At 31.2% G+C, this 18232-nt stretch carries 12 protein-coding genes and 1 other RNA gene; all 13 read left to right on the forward strand.

Annotated features, from left to right (window positions below):
• The first annotated feature begins 43 nt into the window (after window positions 1-43).
• Complete coding sequence (rapZ, locus tag F1564_RS02955) at window positions 44-919, forward strand: RNase adapter RapZ (RefSeq protein WP_018451460.1); 876 nt, start codon at window positions 44-46, stop codon at window positions 917-919.
• A 48-nt stretch (window positions 920-967) separates the two neighbouring features.
• Window positions 968-2779 carry an excinuclease ABC subunit UvrC gene (gene uvrC / locus F1564_RS02960; protein ID WP_018451461.1) on the forward strand — a complete coding sequence of 604 codons (1812 nt, stop codon included), beginning with the start codon at window positions 968-970 and terminating at the stop codon, window positions 2777-2779.
• Between the two features lie 200 nt (window positions 2780-2979).
• Window positions 2980-3996: a hypothetical protein gene (locus F1564_RS02965; protein WP_018451462.1), complete on the forward strand. Its 1017-nt coding sequence runs from the start codon at window positions 2980-2982 to the stop codon at window positions 3994-3996.
• Window positions 3997-4630: 634 nt separating this feature from the next.
• On the forward strand, window positions 4631-6148 hold the full coding sequence (locus F1564_RS02970; RefSeq protein WP_018451463.1) for an ABC transporter ATP-binding protein: 1518 nt from the start codon (window positions 4631-4633) through the stop codon (window positions 6146-6148).
• Window positions 6141-7208 (forward strand): ABC transporter permease, encoded by a 1068-nt coding sequence (locus F1564_RS02975; RefSeq protein WP_018451464.1) that lies wholly within the window; start codon window positions 6141-6143, stop codon window positions 7206-7208. The genes F1564_RS02970 and F1564_RS02975 overlap by 8 nt, the downstream gene beginning before the upstream one ends.
• Window positions 7209-7253: 45 nt before the next feature.
• Window positions 7254-8120 carry an ABC transporter permease gene (locus F1564_RS02980; protein WP_018451465.1) on the forward strand — a complete coding sequence of 289 codons (867 nt, stop codon included), beginning with the start codon at window positions 7254-7256 and terminating at the stop codon, window positions 8118-8120.
• 28 nt (window positions 8121-8148) lie between these two features.
• Window positions 8149-8904 (forward strand): class I SAM-dependent methyltransferase, encoded by a 756-nt coding sequence (locus F1564_RS02985; RefSeq protein ID WP_018451466.1) that lies wholly within the window; start codon window positions 8149-8151, stop codon window positions 8902-8904.
• A 97-nt stretch (window positions 8905-9001) separates the two neighbouring features.
• Window positions 9002-9541 carry a DUF2716 domain-containing protein gene (locus tag F1564_RS02990; RefSeq protein ID WP_018451467.1) on the forward strand — a complete coding sequence of 180 codons (540 nt, stop codon included), beginning with the start codon at window positions 9002-9004 and terminating at the stop codon, window positions 9539-9541.
• An 18-nt stretch (window positions 9542-9559) separates the two neighbouring features.
• The gene (gene uvrA, locus F1564_RS02995) at window positions 9560-12388 is read left to right on the forward strand and encodes an excinuclease ABC subunit UvrA (RefSeq protein ID WP_018451468.1); all 2829 of its coding nucleotides are present in this window, start codon (window positions 9560-9562) and stop codon (window positions 12386-12388) included.
• A 170-nt stretch (window positions 12389-12558) separates the two neighbouring features.
• The gene (locus F1564_RS03000; protein ID WP_018451469.1) at window positions 12559-13074 is read left to right on the forward strand and encodes a DUF1439 domain-containing protein; all 516 of its coding nucleotides are present in this window, start codon (window positions 12559-12561) and stop codon (window positions 13072-13074) included.
• A 123-nt stretch (window positions 13075-13197) separates the two neighbouring features.
• Window positions 13198-16572, forward strand: a complete 3375-nt coding sequence (locus F1564_RS03005) for a DEAD/DEAH box helicase (RefSeq protein WP_149201889.1) — start codon at window positions 13198-13200, stop codon at window positions 16570-16572.
• Window positions 16573-16646: 74 nt separating this feature from the next.
• Window positions 16647-16911: signal recognition particle sRNA large type (ffs, locus tag F1564_RS03010), an RNA gene on the forward strand.
• Between the two features lie 65 nt (window positions 16912-16976).
• Complete coding sequence (locus F1564_RS03015; protein ID WP_018451471.1) at window positions 16977-18224, forward strand: GNAT family N-acetyltransferase; 1248 nt, start codon at window positions 16977-16979, stop codon at window positions 18222-18224.
• Window positions 18225-18232 lie beyond the last annotated feature (8 nt).

Here is an 18232-nt window from a genome sequence, read left to right on the forward strand (position 1 = left end):
GGAAATTAGAGAAGTAAATTTATTTTTTAAAGAGGAATTTTTTATGGATAAGATGAAAAAAGAATTAGTTATAATAACTGGAATGAGTGGAGCTGGGAAATCTGAGGCGATGAAATTTTTTGAGGATAGGGAATATTTTTGTATTGACAATTTTCCTATTAATTTGTTTCAGTATTTGAATGAAATATTTATTAGCAGTGGAAAAAGAAATCAGGTGGCAATAGCAATAGACGTTAGAAATCAGGAATTTATCGAACAGTTGACAAAACAGCTGGAAATATTGGACAAAGAGGAAATATCTCATACTATGATCTATCTAGATGCAAGAACAGATGTTTTACTAAGTAGATATGAGCTTTCCAGAAGAAAGCACCCATTGAATATGTATGACACGCTGCTTGCCAATATAAAGGCAGAACGTAAAATTATAAAGGATTTTATGGTAAAAGCTGATTTGGTAATTGATACTAGTACATTGACAGTGAAGAAGTTGCAGGAAATTTTAGAAAAGGAATTTTCAGGGCAAAGAAAAAAAATAAGTGTTAATTTAACTTCCTTTGGATTTAAATATGGAATTCCTTTGGATTTACATTTAATGTTTGATTTACGATTTTTGCCAAATCCTTATTATATTGATAATTTAAAAAATAAAACTGGAAATCATAAGGAAGTGCAAGATTACGTTATGGGGCTTCCAGAAAGTCAGGAGTTTTATAAAATGCTTTTAAATATGCTTTTGTACTTAATTCCAAAATATGAAAAGGAAGGAAAATCACATTTACGTATAGGGATCGGATGTTCAGGCGGACAGCATCGTTCGGCTACTTTTGTAAATAAACTTTATGATGATCTTTCACAAAAAATAGATTATCATATTGGAAAATTTCATAGGGAAGTGGGAGATAAAAAGGAAATTTAGTTTTACTTAATTTATATAATTAAAAGGAAAGAATAAAAAGATACGAAAATGGAAGAAGAAATAAAGACAGAAAAAATAGAAAAAGAAATAAAATCGCCAGTTAAATATAAGGATATTCCCACAAATCCAGGAGTTTACCTGATGAAAAATGAGCGAGGAAAGATTATTTATGTGGGAAAGGCAAAAAATTTGCAAAATAGGGTAAAATCTTATTTTACAAATGTAAATTCGCATAATCAAAAAACGCTGGAATTGGTTAAAAATATTAGGGATATTGAGTTTTTTATCTGTAAATCAGAAGTTGAGGCACTTATTCTGGAAAATAATCTGATAAAAAAGAATAAGCCAAAATATAATATTTTGTTAAAGGATGAAAAGACTTATCCGTATATAAAGTTTACAAAGGAAAAATTTCCAAAGGTGGAAATTGTGAGAAGTACAAAAAAATTAAATGAGAATGCCGAATATTTTGGGCCTTACCCAATGGGAATATTTTTTGCAATGAAGTCGCTTATTAAAATATTTCCTGTTCGAGATTGCAACCGAAATATGGACAAAATTACAAAGCCGTGCTTGAAGTATTATATGAAAACTTGCCCTGGACCTTGTAGATACAAAGATATTGAAGATGAATACAGTACGAATGTAAGCAATTTCAAAAATTTCTTAAAGGGACATTCTGATAAAGTTCTTGAAATGCTGGAAAATAGGATGAAACAGTTTAGTGATGAAATGGAATTTGAGCGTGCGATTAACGAGCGTGAAAAATTGGCTGTGTTAAAAAGAATGCTGGAAACACAAATTATCGAGTATAGCAAGGAAATTGACGAGGATGTGTTTGTATTTGAGGAAAAAAGAGAAAATGTGTTTTTATGTGTGCTGAACATTCGGGAAGGGAAGGTTATTAATAAAAATCACATAATAATTTCAATGGAAAGAAGTCAAGAGGAAAGTCTTTTTGAGCGGTTGATTACTTCATATTATGAAAAAAGGAATATTCCAAAGCATATTATTTGTGATGAACGATTTGTGCAAAGTGAATTTTTGATAAAGGAATGGGCAAAAATTGAAAAACATAAGGAAGTAAAACTTCATTTTCCAAAGATTAATAGCCGAAGATTGCAGCTTTTAGAAATGGGATATTTGAACTTACGGGAAGAAGTTGATAAATATTATAGAAAACGGCGTATGGTTCAGGAAGGGTTGCGAAATTTGAAAAAAGAACTGCGATTAAAAAGTTTGCCTCATAGAATTGATTGCTTTGATATTTCAAATATTCAAGGGAAAGATGCGGTTGCGGCAATGACTGTAGCTATTGACGGAGAAACAACGCCTAAGGAATATAGGCATTTTAAAATTACTGTAAAAGATACGCCAGATGATTTTTTGATGATGAGGGAAGCATTAACACGAAGATATTCTAAAATAGAAAACGAGAAAATGCCCAATCTGATTCTAATTGATGGTGGAAAAGGGCAGCTTGGAGTGGCTGTGGATGTATTGGAAAAACTTGGAAAAATGGAGTATACTGATGTAATTGGAATTGCAAAAAGAGAAGAAGAAATTTTTAAAAGTTATGAAAGTGAGCCGTATTTATTTGAAAAAACGGATGAAACGTTAAAGATTTTGCAAAGATTAAGAGATGAAGCTCATAGATTTGGAATTACACATCATAGAAAATTGAGAAGTAAGCGGAATGTCAAAAGTGCGTTAGATGGCATTTCTGGAATTGGACCGAAAAGGAAAAAGGAATTGATAAAAAAATTTGGATTGATAAAAAATATACGGAATGCGACACTTGCGGAACTAATGGAGGTTGTGCCAGAAAATATTGCTATTTCTATAAAAGAAAATTTATAAATTAAATTTAAAATATTTAGATAAATTATTTTTTCTAATAGATCCGTTCGATAACTATACAAGTTCAGAATTTAAAATAAATATTCTGAAGCAAGGGGTCTTGACCCCTTGTAGAGATAAAAAAACTCAAGTTATTGAACATATCTATATAAAGATTGAAATTAAAAAAACAAAAAATAAAAACTTTCAGGAGGAAAAACTTGAAGAAATTAATAATGTTAATGTTACTTGGGTGCAGTATGACAAGTTTTGCTCTTTTTGATAAAATAAAAAAGGAGATAAAATGGAGGGAAGAGGAAAAGCCTCGATTTAACCAGGTAAAAGTGATGATTGATGGAAAGGAAAAAATGCGTAAGGTAATTCCAGGACGTTATGAAATTAAATTGTTTGAAATTACATATCCGACAGATTTGTTTGGGAAAAATAGATTTTATAATGAATTTAATGCTTTTTTGAAGAATATAAGAAAAGGTAAAAAGTATTCATTGCTTTTGGAAGAAAGATTTTATCAGGAAATGCAAGATATAAAAGTTGATCAATTATCCGAAGAGGAAAAAATACTTGAATTGCCAGCATCTTCTTTGGATGAATATTATAGACAGCAGATAATTTCAATGTCTAGCGGTGCTAATTTGAAGGAATATGTTGGGACAGATCAGGAATATTTGAATAGACAAATTTATGTGCTTTATGAACTTTTGAATAAAATTGATTTTAATCCGAAAAATGTCTATTCTGAATTAGATAAGGAATTTTTAATTGAAGAGTTAAAAAATAACCGTAAGGAAGTTGTAGAAAACTTTGAGAAATCAAACGTTGAATTTTTTATAAAAGAAACCTATGAAAACTCAGGATTAAATAAATTTAAGGATGATTCAGTATATAAATTTGACAAAGATATCTTAATTTCTGATAAACTTGAAGATCAGGCTGTATTGCCAGAACTTCAAAGAAACGTTTATTTGACAGGTTTTCCTAATGAAATTATTGAAGAACTTGCAAAAAATCAGTTAAAATTAAAAAGAACACCGTTACTTCTTGAAAATAGCGAATATCATGGGTATACTTATAATGAAAATAATACAGTAGTGTTTATAGGAGGAGAAAAGCCCAAATACTATTATAATGATTATAAAATAAATGTAGTTAAAAAGCCAATAGAAGTACTTAATTTGTTAAAAACAAGTTCAAATTATTATGTATCAGACTTTTTTTAAAATTTTATTTTTGGTATAAAATATAGAATCCTAAATCATTCATCTAAAAGACTTTTTTATTTTAGGTTATTTTTATTAATAATAGTTTTTTCTTTACTTTTTACTTTTTAACTTTTTTAACGCAAGGGCATCAAACGCCATGCCCTTGCATCCCCGCTTTACGCAAAACTTTCTTATAAAGAAAAAAGAAAACTCGCTTTTGAATATAGATAATATTGATAGGTAGAAATTAATTCAATTTAAAATATATTCCAAAAGCTCAAACAGTTCTTTTTTCTTTAACAAAATTTTGCTTATCAATTTTTAAGAAGGTTATCCTAACAATTATAATTTTTTCAAAATAATATTTGTAGTCAAATTAAAATTATCGTGATTTTTTGGAAATAAAATCGACTGTTTGAGTAAAGCGAGTTTCGATTTCGTTTTCAAAAAATGCTTAGATGAGCGGAGGGTTCAAAGGGAATGGCGAATGATTCTCTTTGAATATTTAAAATAAAAAAATATATAAAAAAGAAGTGATAATTATTTATAAAAATAATTTGAAAATATAAATTTAGAAAAAAGTTTTTGGATGAATGATTTATGGATAAAAAAATATTGAATAAGGATAAATCTTAGAGAAGCAGGAGGAAAAATGAGCGAATATATTTTGGAAATGAAAAATATACGGAAGGAATTTTTAGGTGGGAAGATTGTTGCAAATGATGATATTACGCTGAAGGTTAAAAAGGGGGAAATTCATGCGATTGTTGGGGAAAATGGGGCTGGGAAGTCTACGCTTATGAAGATTTTGAACGGGCTGTATTCTCCGACTTCTGGTGAGATTTTTTACAAGGGAGAGAAAATTGACATTGACAGTCCTACAACTGCGGCAAATTTGGGAATTGGAATGGTTTATCAGCATTTTATGCTAATTGATACCTTGACAGTTGCCGAAAATATGGTTCTGGGATTTGAGCCTAAAAAAGGTGGAGTATTTTTTGACTTGAATACTGCTAGAAAGCAGGTTAGGGAAGTTTCTGAAAAATATGGCTTAAACATTGATCCAGATGCAAAGGTGTCGGATTTATCAGTTGGGATTCATCAGAGAATTGAGATTTTGAAAATATTATTTAAGGGTGCGGAACTTCTGGTATTTGATGAGCCGAGTGCGGTGCTGACTCCGCAGGAAGTGAAGGAACTTTATGAAATTATGAGAAATCTTATAAAAGAAGGAAAAACAATTATTTTTATTTCACATAAATTACAGGAAGTGCTTGATTTATCTGATAATATTACGGTTATTCGACGTGGAAGTGATGTTGGAAAATTGAAAACTAATGAAGCTACGAAGGAAAAGATTGCCAATCTTATGGTTGGGCGTGTTGTACTGTTTGAAGTGAAACGTCCAGATGTGAAATTGGGAAATGTGGTTGTAAAAATTGATAATTTGACAGTAAAAAGTGGAGGCATCGAGAAAGTTAAGGATGTTTCGTTTGAAATCCGTGAAGGTGAAGTGCTGGGAATAGCTGGAGTGCAGGGAAATGGACAGACTGAACTTATTGAGGCTTTGGCAGGACTTGCAAAAGTTGATAGCGGAACATATTTTATAGATAATGATGAGCTGGAAAACAAGACACCAAAACTTATTAAGGAAAAGGGGCTTTCACACATACCTGAAGACAGACACAAAAGGGCGACTATTGATGATTTTACAATGGAAGAAAATATGGCCTTGGGACTTCAGGATCAGTATTCTAAAGGAGCATTGCTGGATTATAGCGAAATTGAGAAAAAAACTAATGAATATATAGAAAAATACGATATTAGACCAACAGATGGGAAAATCAAGTTTGGCGGACTGTCTGGTGGTAATCAGCAGAAAGTAGTTGTAGCAAGAGAACTGGAACGTGAAAATAAATTTATTATTGCGGCACAACCTACAAGGGGAGTCGACATTGGTGCAATTGAGATGATTCACAATACAATTTTGAATGAAAAAACTCAGAAAAAGGCGATAATGCTTGTTTCGGCTGAGTTATCGGAAATAATGGCGTTAAGTGACAGAATTGCGGTAATGTATTCAGGAAGAATTGTAGGAATTTTGGATAGAAAAGATGCAACAACAGAAAAATTAGGAATATTAATGGCAGGAGGGAAAATAAATGATTAAAAATAAGATAAAGGATTTTCTACCATCTATAATTGCAGTATTAATTGCATTAATTATTGGTGGAATAATAATGATAACAAAGGGTGTAAATCCATTTACAGCCTACATTGATGTGATGCGGGCGGCTTTTTATCAGCCTTATCCAAGATCTCCGTTATTTAGTGGACTTGCAAATACATTATTTATCGCAACTCCGTTAATATTTTCTGCACTTGCAACAATGGTGGCCTTTAAAGCGGGATTATTTAATATAGGAATGCAAGGACAGATGATTGCTGGAGGATTAGCTGCGACTTTTTGGGCAATCACATTTAAAAATTATGTTTTCGGAAATGTGATTGTTGTAATAATAGTGGCTCTAATTGCTGGATTTTTGTGGGCTGGAATAGCAGGATTTTTACGTGCAAAATTTGGAGTAAGTGAAGTAATTAGTACAATTATGTTAAACTATATTATGCTAGAATTACAAAATTTCTTATTAAATGGGCCTTTAAAGGATCCAGCTTCACAAAATACACAATCTCCACGTGTTTTTGAAGGGGCAAGATTACCGTTACTTTTTGCAAATGTTACAAGACAAAACTTAAATTTTGGTTTTATAATCGCAATTCTTTTGACAATAGGGATATTTTTCTTTTTCAAATATTTCAAAAAAGGATATGAGATAAAAGCAGTTGGACAAAGTGATACAGTTGCTGAAAATGCAGGAATTAATCCAAAATATATCATGTTTTTAGCAATGGGAATCGCTGGAGCTTGTGCTGGACTTGGTGGAGCTGAACGTGTTTTAGGAGGAGCTTCAGAATATTCATACACTGAACTTATAATGGGAGATTATGGATTTACAGGACTTGCGGTAGCACTTCTTGGAAAAAATAATCCATTTGGAATATTAGTTGCGGCAATATTTTATGCGGCACTTGAAGTTGGGGGACAAATGTTGCAGCAAAGATATCAGATTGATAAGGAAATTGTATTTATTATACAAGCATTAATCATCATTTTTGTAGCATCAGAAAATTTATTTAAATTTATGCTTAATAAAAAGAAAGCAGCGTAAATTGGTTATCAAATAAAAAATATTAAGTCAGAAAGGAAAATTAAAATGATTATAAAGCAAATATTCGATTTAATACAGCAAACAATAGTAATAGCACCTCCAATTCTTATAACAGCCGTAGGAGCGTGTATTTCTGAAAAAAGTGGAGTCATTAATATTGGACTAGAAGGAATTATGCTAAGTTCAGCATTTGCAACGGCAGTTGTCAATATTGCCACAGGAAATCCATATTTAGGGATAATTTTTGGAGTAATAGTAGGAATCTTAATTTCACTAATTCACGCAGTAATCAGTATTAACCTGAAAGGAAATCAAATTATAAGCGGAGTTGCAATTAATCTATTCGCAGCAGCAACAACATCATACCTAATAAAAGCGATTTACAAAACAGCTGGAAATACTCCATTAGCAAAATCATTGGCAAACCGTCCATTAATGATAATTGTAATCTACGGAATCGCAATCGTAATGTATTTCTTCTTATACAAAACAGTTTTAGGTTTAAGAATCCGTTCAGTTGGAGAACATCCGCTAGCAGCCGACACGGTAGGAATAAGCGTTTACAAAACAAGATATATAAGCGTACTTATATCAGGAGCATTGGGAGGATTAGGAGGAGCTTACCTTACAGCAGTCCTACTCCCAGCCTTTTCAAATAACATGTCAGCAGGACGTGGATATATCGCAATGGCTGCAATGATCTTTGGAAAATGGAATCCACTAGGAGCAATCTTAGCAAGTTTATTATTTGCTTTCGGACAAGCATTCGCGGACGTTTCAAAAACAATAGGACTCCCAATATCTCAGCAATTTTTGACAATGATACCGTATATTTTGACATTGTTGGCATTAATTGGATTTGTAGGAAAATCGAAAGCGCCGAAGGCTTCGGGATTGCCGTATGAAAAATAAAATTAAATGATTTAAAAGAGGAATAAAAATGATAAAATCTTATCAGGAAATAAATGCAAAAACAATTGACCGCTGGGTTGAAGAAGGCTGGGAATGGGGACAGCCAATTAGTCATGAAACTTATTTAAATGCTAAAAATGGTAATTGGAATGTTCTCCTAACACCAACAAATCCTGTACCTCACGAATGGTTTGGAAACTTAAAAGATAAAAAAATATTAGGACTAGCTTCTGGTGGTGGACAGCAAATGCCTATATTTACAGCTTTGGGTGCAAATTGTACTGTACTGGATTATTCAGATAAACAGCTGGAAGCTGAAAAAATGGTTGCAGAACGTGAAAAATATGAAATAGAGATTATCAAAGCCGATATGACAAAAAAATTACCATTTGCAGACAATAGTTTTGACATAATTTTTCATCCAGTAAGCAACTCCTATATCGAAAAAGTTGAACCAGTTTTTAAAGAATGTTACCGAATCTTGAAAAAAGGTGGAATTTTATTGTGTGGTCTTGATATTGGAACAAATTATACTGTAGATGAAAAGGAAGAAAAACTCATTAATAGTCTTCCATTCAATCCATTAGTCAACGAAGAGCAAAGAAAACAGTTGGAAGAACAGGACTGTGGAATTCAATTTTCCCACACAATATCAGAACAGATAGGTGGACAGTTGAAAGCTGGATTTAGATTAACAGATATTTATGATGATACAAATGGATTTGGAAGGTTGCATGAACTTAATATTGCAAGTTTTGTGGCAACAAGAGCAATAAAAGAATAAAAATGAAAAAGCTGTTTTGTAAGTTTTTCAAAAATAACTGACTTATGAAGCAGTCTTTTTTTTTGTAAAAAATTTTTATGGACTGGAGTATAAAAAAATGGTAATATTAGATAATAAAGAATATGATAAAGTCTGGGATATAGTTTATGATAGATTTAATTTTAATCCTAGTGTTGATAAAAAAGAAATAGCGTTTGAATTTAAAGAACCATATATAGTTTATGATATTAGTTATCATTATAGAAATCTAGAGAAAATTGAAGGGTTTGTAGATTGGGGATTTAAAAAAGAAATTCGCGATAAAATAACAGAAATTTTTTTAAAATGTACTAAGGAAAATGCGGAATTGTATGCATTGGATTGGCAACATTCTTGTTTTAGATATAATCCTCGTATTAAAGATGAGCCTAAAATTATAGAAGTTAAAGATGAACGCTACTGGGGTGGCGGGTATACTGCATATTTTCCAACATATTGTCCAAATGGAGATTATTATTTTTTTATAGATGTTAATTTTCACTTTGGATATTTAGGACATCCTTGGCAACAAAAAGTTTGGATATATGGAAAAAAATTGATTGAAGAATTTAAAAAAGCTGATTTAGAGGGATTTAAGTTAATTGAGGAGAAAAATTAGAGAGGAACATTGAAGAAAATGAAAGACAACAAAATAAAGATTACTGGAGCTAGAGAGCATAATTTACAAAATATTGATATTGAGATTCCAAAGAATGAACTGGTTGTAATTACTGGGGTTTCTGGGAGTGGGAAGTCTTCACTTGCGTTTGATACGATTTATTCAGAAGGGCAGAGAAGGTATGTTGAGAGCTTGTCGGCTTATGCGAGAATGTTTATTGGGCAGATGCAGAAGCCTGAATTGGATAGTATTGAAGGGCTTTCTCCTGCGATTTCGATTGAGCAGAAAAGTGTGTCAAAAAATCCTCGTTCGACTGTTGGTACAACTACTGAAATTTATGACTATATGCGGCTTTTGTGGGCACATATTGGAGAGGCGCATTGTCCAATTTGTCATAGAAAAGTGGAAAAACAGTCAATTCAGGAAATTGTTGATAATTTGATGAGTTCTCGGAAAGAAAAGGATAAAATGATAATTTTGTCGCCAGTTGTGATTGATAAAAAGGGAACTCATAAAAATTTGTTTTTGAATTTGCAGAAAAAAGGGTTTCAAAGGGTTCGAGTGAACGGCGATATTCTTGATTTGAGTGATGAAATTGTTTTGGATAAGAATAAAAGGCATCATATTGAAGTTGTTGTTGACAGGGTTGTGTTTAAGGCGGATAATAAGGAGTTTTTGAGTCGATTGACAGAGGCGATTGAAACTGCGAGTGAGCTTTCTGATGGAAAAATAATTGTGAATATTAATGGAGAAGATAACAAATTTAGTGAGAATTTTTCTTGTCCAGACCATCCAGATGTTGTATTTCCAGATGTTGTGCCAAGACTTTTTTCATTTAACGCACCGTATGGAGCTTGTGAAGTTTGTAATGGGCTTGGTTCAAGATTGGAAGTGGATGAAAATAAATTAATTGTAGATGAAAATTTATCAATTAATGAAGGTGGGATAATTTTTCCAGGAGCGACGACTAAAAAGGGATGGAACTGGGATTTATTTATAGCGATGGCAAAGGCGCATAAAATTGATTTGGATAAAAAGGTGTCTAAATTGACTCGAAAAGAGAAGGATATAATTTTTTATGGAAGTAATAAGAAATTTAAGTTTTCTTGGAGCGGAGATAGTTTTAGTTATAATGGAAATAGGGATTTTGAGGGAATTGTGAATGGCATTGAGCGTCGATATAGAGAAACTGCTTCGGAGTCGGCAAAGGAAGAGATGGAAGCCAAATATATGACGGAGAGAACTTGTAAAACTTGTAAGGGAAAAAGACTGAAAGATGTTGTTTTGGCGATAAATGTAAATGACAAGAGCATTATTGACTTGACAGAAGTAAGTGTTGTTGATGCACTGAAATTTTATGAAAATATTACGCTTACAGAAAAGCAGATGCAAATTGCGTCTGAAATACTAAAGGAAATAAAAGAACGGTTAAAATTTATGATAAATGTTGGGCTTGATTACTTGAGTCTTGCTAGAATGACAAAAACGCTGTCTGGTGGAGAATCGCAAAGAATTAGGCTTGCAACTCAGATTGGAAGCAGGCTTACTGGCGTGATTTATGTGCTTGATGAGCCGAGTATAGGACTTCATCAAAGGGATAATGACAAGTTACTTGCAACTTTGAAGGATTTGCGTGATATCGGGAATAGCTTGATAGTTGTAGAGCATGATGAGGATACGATGAGAGAAGCTGATTATTTGATTGATATAGGACCAGGTGCTGGAATTAATGGAGGAAAAGTTGTAGCACAAGGAACGCCAAAACAAGTTATGAGAAATAAAAAATCATTGACAGCACAATATTTGAACGGAAAAATTAAAATTGAAGTGCCTGAAGAAAGAAGAAAAGCGACTAAAGAAATTGTTTTGAAAAATGCAAAAGGAAATAATTTGAAAAATGTGACAGCACATATTCCACTTGAAGTTTTGACAGTCGTAACGGGGGTTTCAGGAAGTGGTAAGTCGACATTGATTAATCAGACATTGTTCCCAGAGCTTCACAACAGGCTGAATAAAGGAAAACTGTATCCACTTGAAAATGGTGGAATTGATGGACTTGAAAACTTGGAAAAAGTGATTGATATTGACCAGTCGCCGATTGGTAGAACTCCTCGTTCAAATACTGCAACTTATACAAAATTGTTTGACGATATAAGAGATTTATTTGCTCAGACAAATGATGCAAAAGTGAGAGGATACAGCAAGGGGAGATTTTCGTTTAATGTGAAAGGTGGAAGATGTGAAGCGTGTAGTGGTGCTGGAATTAATAAAATTGAAATGAATTTCCTGCCAGATGTCTATGTGGAATGTGAAGTTTGTAAAGGAAAACGTTATAACAGGGAAACACTGGAAGTGCATTACAAGGGGAAAAATATTTCAGATGTTCTAGATATGACTGTTGAGGAAGCGTACGAATTTTTCAAGAATATTCCATCACTTGAGAGAAAATTACAAACATTGATGGATGTAGGAATGAATTACATTCAATTAGGACAACCTGCGACAACTCTTTCAGGAGGGGAAGCTCAACGGATAAAACTTGCAACTGAATTATCAAAAATGTCAAGAGGAAAAACCATTTACATTTTGGACGAACCTACGACAGGACTTCACTTTGAAGATATCAGAAAATTATTAGAAGTGTTAAACAGATTGGTTGATAAAGGGAATACAGTCTTAGTAATTGAGCATAATTTAGATGTAATTAAAGTTGCGGATCATATTATTGATATAGGGCCTGAAGGTGGTTACAAAGGTGGGCAGATAATTGCAGAAGGAACACCTGAGGAAATTGCGGAAAATGAGGGATCTTGGACTGGAAAATTTTTGAGAAAGTATTTAAAGTAAATAAAATAAAATTTTGTATTTAAAAGGTAAAACTAATTTTAAAAATATGAAATAATAAATAAAATTTTGTATGATTAAGTTAGAATTGTCTAGTTATAAAAGTTTAAAAATATTATATCAATGAATTTTTACAACTGACTGTAAAAAAGGAAAAGGAGAGTAAGTTGGTTATGAAAAATAAAAATTTATTTTTAAAAATAGTATTATTTATGCTTGTAATTGTATTTGGAATAGTGTCTTGCGATTTTTTGGCAAATAAGACATTAAGAGTCCCAAAATCAATGATTACAAAGGAATTGGATAAAAAATTTCCAATTGAAAAGAATTTTTTGTTAGGAAAAGTTGGACTTAAAAGTCCTGTGATAAATTTTGCGGGAGATAGGCTTTATTTTTCATCTAATTATGATGTTTCACTTCTGGCTGGGAAAGCAAAAGGGTCAATCTTTTTAAACAGTCAAGTGAAATTTGATCCAAAAACAAATAAGCTGTATTTAGTAGATTTGGACATCACTAAAATTACTGATGAAAAAGGTAATAAAATAGATGATTCAGTTATGGCAAAATCCCTGAAAGCACTCGTTTCAAATTATTTGGAAACTAATGAAGTTTATACTTATGATGACGATAAAAAAGTTAAAGTAAAAAATATGTTTATAAAAGATGGAAAATTATTTGTTCAAACTTAATAAAATATTTTAAAATTACGGCAAAATCTTGGTTTTGCTGTTTTTTTGTTGAAAAAACCAGAATTCTTTGGTAAGATAATATTTAGTGTGAATTGAGAATATTTTTTGAAAGGAAAGTAAAGGTTGGAAAGAATATTTGACAGATTGAGAAAATCAACTCCTTTGTTTATTGTGGGTAGGGGAGTTGAGTATTTTAATGAGCAAAAAGTAAAATTAATGATGTTTATGAAAAAAGGTAATAAAATAGAGGTGGAATCACAAGTTGATGGAAATTATAAAAATGTTTATAATGTTAATATAACTTATTTTTATGAAGACGGAAAGTTAGATAATAGAATTATATATAGTTGTGATTGTCCTAACTTTAAAGATAAAAAAAAGCCTTGTAAGCATATTATTGCGACTGGGATGGCTGCGGATGCTGAGATTAAGGCTAGGAATATTTATTTTAAGGAAAATAGGGAATTTAAAAGAGAGAAAGAAGGTAAGAATTGCAGTAATCATATAAAAATTGCAGAAGATGAAGAGTATGATGAAATTTTTAAGGAGGCTGAAAAATTTTTAAGAGAAGAAAAAGAAAATATTTATGAGAAGATTGAAGAAGAAGAAATTAAACAATTTAGCGAAAAGCTGGAAAAATTAAAAAAAAGAATTGATAAAACTAAGATTTCAGATTCAGAAAAAAACGAGTATAAACTGGCACTTGAAATAGAGCAATTATCGTCTACAGTATCAGCATTGAGAGTAAAGGCAGGAGAAAAAAGTTTGCATTATGTAAAGGATTTAGAATCTTTTATTTATTCAGTAGAAAATGAGCAGTTTTATGAAGTTACTAAAAAAAATATTTATAATCCAGATTTGCATTATTTTAATGAAACAGATAAAAAGGTCATAAAAAACCTTAGCAACTATTTTAAGAAAAAAAATGAGTTTGGAATGAATTTTAATAATAATAATAATTATTATTATGGAAATCCGCAAGGTGAAATAATGAATCCAATGCTGGCAGAACAGATATTTTCAGCCATAGAAAATAAAAAGACGATAAGATCTGGTAGCAAGACAATTTATGTGACTGGAGAATACGAGCCAATATTTGCGTTTCAAAAAGATAAATTTGGAAAAGAGAAAATAATTCTAAGGGATTTTGTAGTTTTATCATCAGCAAGTCGTTATTTTACCTTAAAAAACGGTGTGTCAAATATTGAAAAATTTCATAAAATGAGTGATGCAGAGTGGGAAATAATGAATGCTCTTACAGATGGAACTAGGAAGGGGACAGAATATCTGAATGAAATGTCAGGAAAGCTGTTTGATGAAATAAAGGAAGTGCTATCAAAATATGAAATTCCAATTGCTAAGGTTACGAAAAAGTACGGAGCAGTAAATATTTTTGTAGAGGAAGGCAATGGGAAAAATAAACTTCAAGTAACGATTTCCTGCCTTGAGGAAAGTATTAGGACAGATGATGGCTATTTTATTCCTAAAAAAAATAAAAAACTTCAAAGGGAAATTTCTGAAGATTTTCAAAAATATGCAGATGCTCAGATTATTGATTTAGAGTATAGAATGTATGTTGGATTTAGGGCAAAGCAGTTAAAATCAGATGACATTGTGCTAGTGATTGATAGAAATGAATTTTTAACAATGGCTGATATTATTGATGAAAAGTATTCAGAAAAGGTGAATATTAATGTGAGTGATAAAATAAAAAAAGTTCGTAAAATTGGTGTGGATATTAATATAAGATCTGCTGAAAATGAACTTTTTAGTGTGAATTTTAATATTGAAGGAATTGATGAAGATGATGTTGAAACAGTTTTAGAATCAGTGAGAAATGAAGAAAAATTTGTGACATTGTCGAGTGGCGAACTTGTAAAAATAGCTAATAGAAGTGCTGAAGAAATGGCTGGAATTGTTGATGTAATGAGTGATCTGCGAGTTGGTGAAAATAAAATTTCTAAAATAAAGGCTCTGCAGCTGGCACAAGTTTCTAGAAGTATTAATGAGAAATTGAATGAAATAGAGGAATTTAAGCAACTTTTTCAAAGAATAAAAAAACGTGAAAATAAAGAGCCGTCAATCATAAAAGTAAAACTCTTTCCTTATCAGCAAATTGGGTTTAATTGGCTTAAAAATATGTATGATATTGGATTTGGCGGAATTTTGGCAGATGATATGGGGCTTGGGAAAACTTTACAGGCAATTTCGCTTATTTCGGAAATTCAGTTGGAAAATGAAGATTTGCTTGGGATAATTATTGTTCCAACTTCACTTTTGCATAACTGGAAGGAGGAATTTTATAAATTTTCGGATATAAAGCCGATTCTTGTAGAAGGGAATGCTGAGACAAGGAAAGAATTAGTTAAAAAAACTGAAAAAGGGATTCTAATAACCACTTATCAGACTTTTAGAAATGATGTGAAAAATTATAAGGATAAAAAATTTGATGTGGCGATATTGGATGAAGCACAAAATATAAAAAATGTGTCTTCTCTTGTAAAAAAAGCGACAAGCAAGTTAGAAAGTGCTGTAAACTTTGCTTTGACAGGAACTCCGATTGAAAATAGCATTATGGAACTTTGGTCAATTTTTGACTTTATTTTGCCTGGTTATCTTGATAATATAACAAAATTTAGAAAAAAATATAAAAATTCCTTAAATAATCCAGATTCAAAAAAAATATTTAATTTGAAAAATATAGTTTCTCCATTTATTCTGCAAAGAACAAAAGATGAAGTGCTAACAGAATTGCCTGAAAAAGTTGAAAATAATATGATTGTAGAATTGAGCAAAGAGCAGAAAAAGCTGTATATGGCTTATGTTAAAAGGGCGAAGAAGGAGCTTAGGGAATTTGACAAGGAGGAAAATAACAATTTAAAAGTTTTGGCAATTTTGACAAAATTACGGCAAATTTGTAATTCACCACAATTATTTGATGAAAATTATACTGGGGAAGTTGCTAAAATTGAGTTGTTAAAGGAATTAATGCCTGATATTTTATCAAATGGACATAGAATACTTATATTTTCACAATTTTTAGGAACATTGGAAGAAATAAAGGAAGAATTGGAAAAAGAAAAAGTAGAATATTTTTACATTGATGGAAGTGTAAAGTCCAAAGAAAGAATGGAAATTTCTAAAAAATTTAATTCAGGCGAAGGGCAAGTTGTTTTAATTTCCCTAAAAGCTGGAGGAACAGGACTAAATTTAATTGGAGCAGATGTCGTAATTCACTATGATCCGTGGTGGAATTTTGCTGTAGAAAATCAGGCTAGTGATAGAGCTCACAGAATCGGTCAGAAAAAGAGTGTTCAAGTTATTAAACTTATAATAGAAGGAACAATTGAGGAAAAAATAATAAAAATTCAGGAAAATAAACGAACTTTAAGTGAAAATATTTTAGGAAAAAATAATGGAAATAATAATAAAGATTCAAAAGAGATTTTTGAGATGGATGAAAAGGAATTGATGGAACTTTTGAATTTTGAGAAATAATTTATTTAATAAAATAAAAAAAATAATTTCTTATAATGTTGACAATTTTAAGAAAAAGTGATATACTAATTTAGTCATACTAGCCGGGGAGTTAGCGGTGCCCTGTATCTACAACCCGCTTTAGTAGAGGTGACGTCAAATTTGAGGGAAGTTTTAGTGTCAACGTCTTATTTTAAAAGTGTTGAGAAAATAGTCCTGTATTGTAGAGGGCTAGCGAAATGTGTCAGGTCGGGAACGAAGCAGCACTAAGTTAGTTTCTTTAGGTTTACAGGGTAGCTGTTTTTGAGCTTTTAGATTAAGAAACGGATGGTAGAATGTTTTCGAGAATTTGACGTATGACTTTTTATTTTTTAGTTTAAAAATTCGAAGTTTTAATTTCTTTTGCTACAAATGGAGGCTTTATAATGAAAGTAGTCGAATGGGATAGAAAGGAGAATATTAGAAAATATATAATAGATGCATTGGAGATAGATCCGAAATTTTCTTTTGATAAAGAAAACGAAGATATATTTTTTTTATACAATGGAAAAAAACTATACGGATATGCAGTTTTTATTCTGAATGATACTGCAAAATTAAAAAAAATATTTATTAGTTCAAAATTGAGAAATAACGGATATGGAACATTTCTTTTAAAATATATAATTAATTGGATTACAAGGAAAAATTTTGACTCACTAATTATAACAAATCATAAAAAAATGAACAATTTTCTTGAAAAACAAAGATTTATTAAAACAGAAGACGGGTACATATTAAATAATCTGAGAGAAGTTAAAAGGCAGGAAAAAAATATGTTATATCTTTCCAAGTTTGCGATTTGTATAAATATTGTTCTGGCTGTACTCAAAATTGTGGCTGGGAAGATTTTTTACAGTATGTCGCTGCTTTCTGACGGGTTAAATTCACTTTCTGATTTAATTACGAATGTGCTGGTTATTGTGGGATTAAAGGTTGGAAGCAATCCTGAGGATAAGGAGCATCCGTTTGGACATGGAAAGATAGAGTCGGTTTTTAGTGTGATAATTGGTACATTTATAATGATAACGGCTTTTGAGCTGATAAAAGATAATTTTTCAAAGCTGATTTCCTTTAGCGGTGAAAATAATTTGAATGTTACATTTATTCCAATAGTTATAACAGTTTTGGCAGTTTTAATAAAAATTTTTCAGTTAGCTTTTATGAAAAAAAGAGCTAAAAAATATAATAATGCCTTGATAAATTCACTTCTTACAGATTATAAGACAGATATTGTGATTTCTATTTCGGTTCTTGCTGGACTTCTTTTGTCAAAGATTCATCCTGCATTTGATACAGTTGTAGGATTTATTGTGTCGATGTATATTATAAAGAGCGGTTATGAACTGATAAAGGAAAATTCTTTGATATTGCTGGATTCACAAGATGATGCTCTGATTGAAAAAATTCGTTCAGAAATATTACAATTTGAAGAAATTGAAAATGCACACGATTTTCGCATGACTACTTCTGGAAAAGACATTTATATGTTTGTGGATGTACGAATGGATAAAAATAAGACGATTGAAGAAGCACACGATATTACAAATAAAATTTCAAAAAAAATTAAGCATAAATATAAAAATATAAAAAGGCTTTTGATTCATATTGAGCCTGTTTATGAAGATGATTAAATTTTTTG

Source organism: Leptotrichia shahii, from assembly GCF_008327825.1.
GTDB classification, from domain to species: domain Bacteria; phylum Fusobacteriota; class Fusobacteriia; order Fusobacteriales; family Leptotrichiaceae; genus Leptotrichia; species Leptotrichia shahii.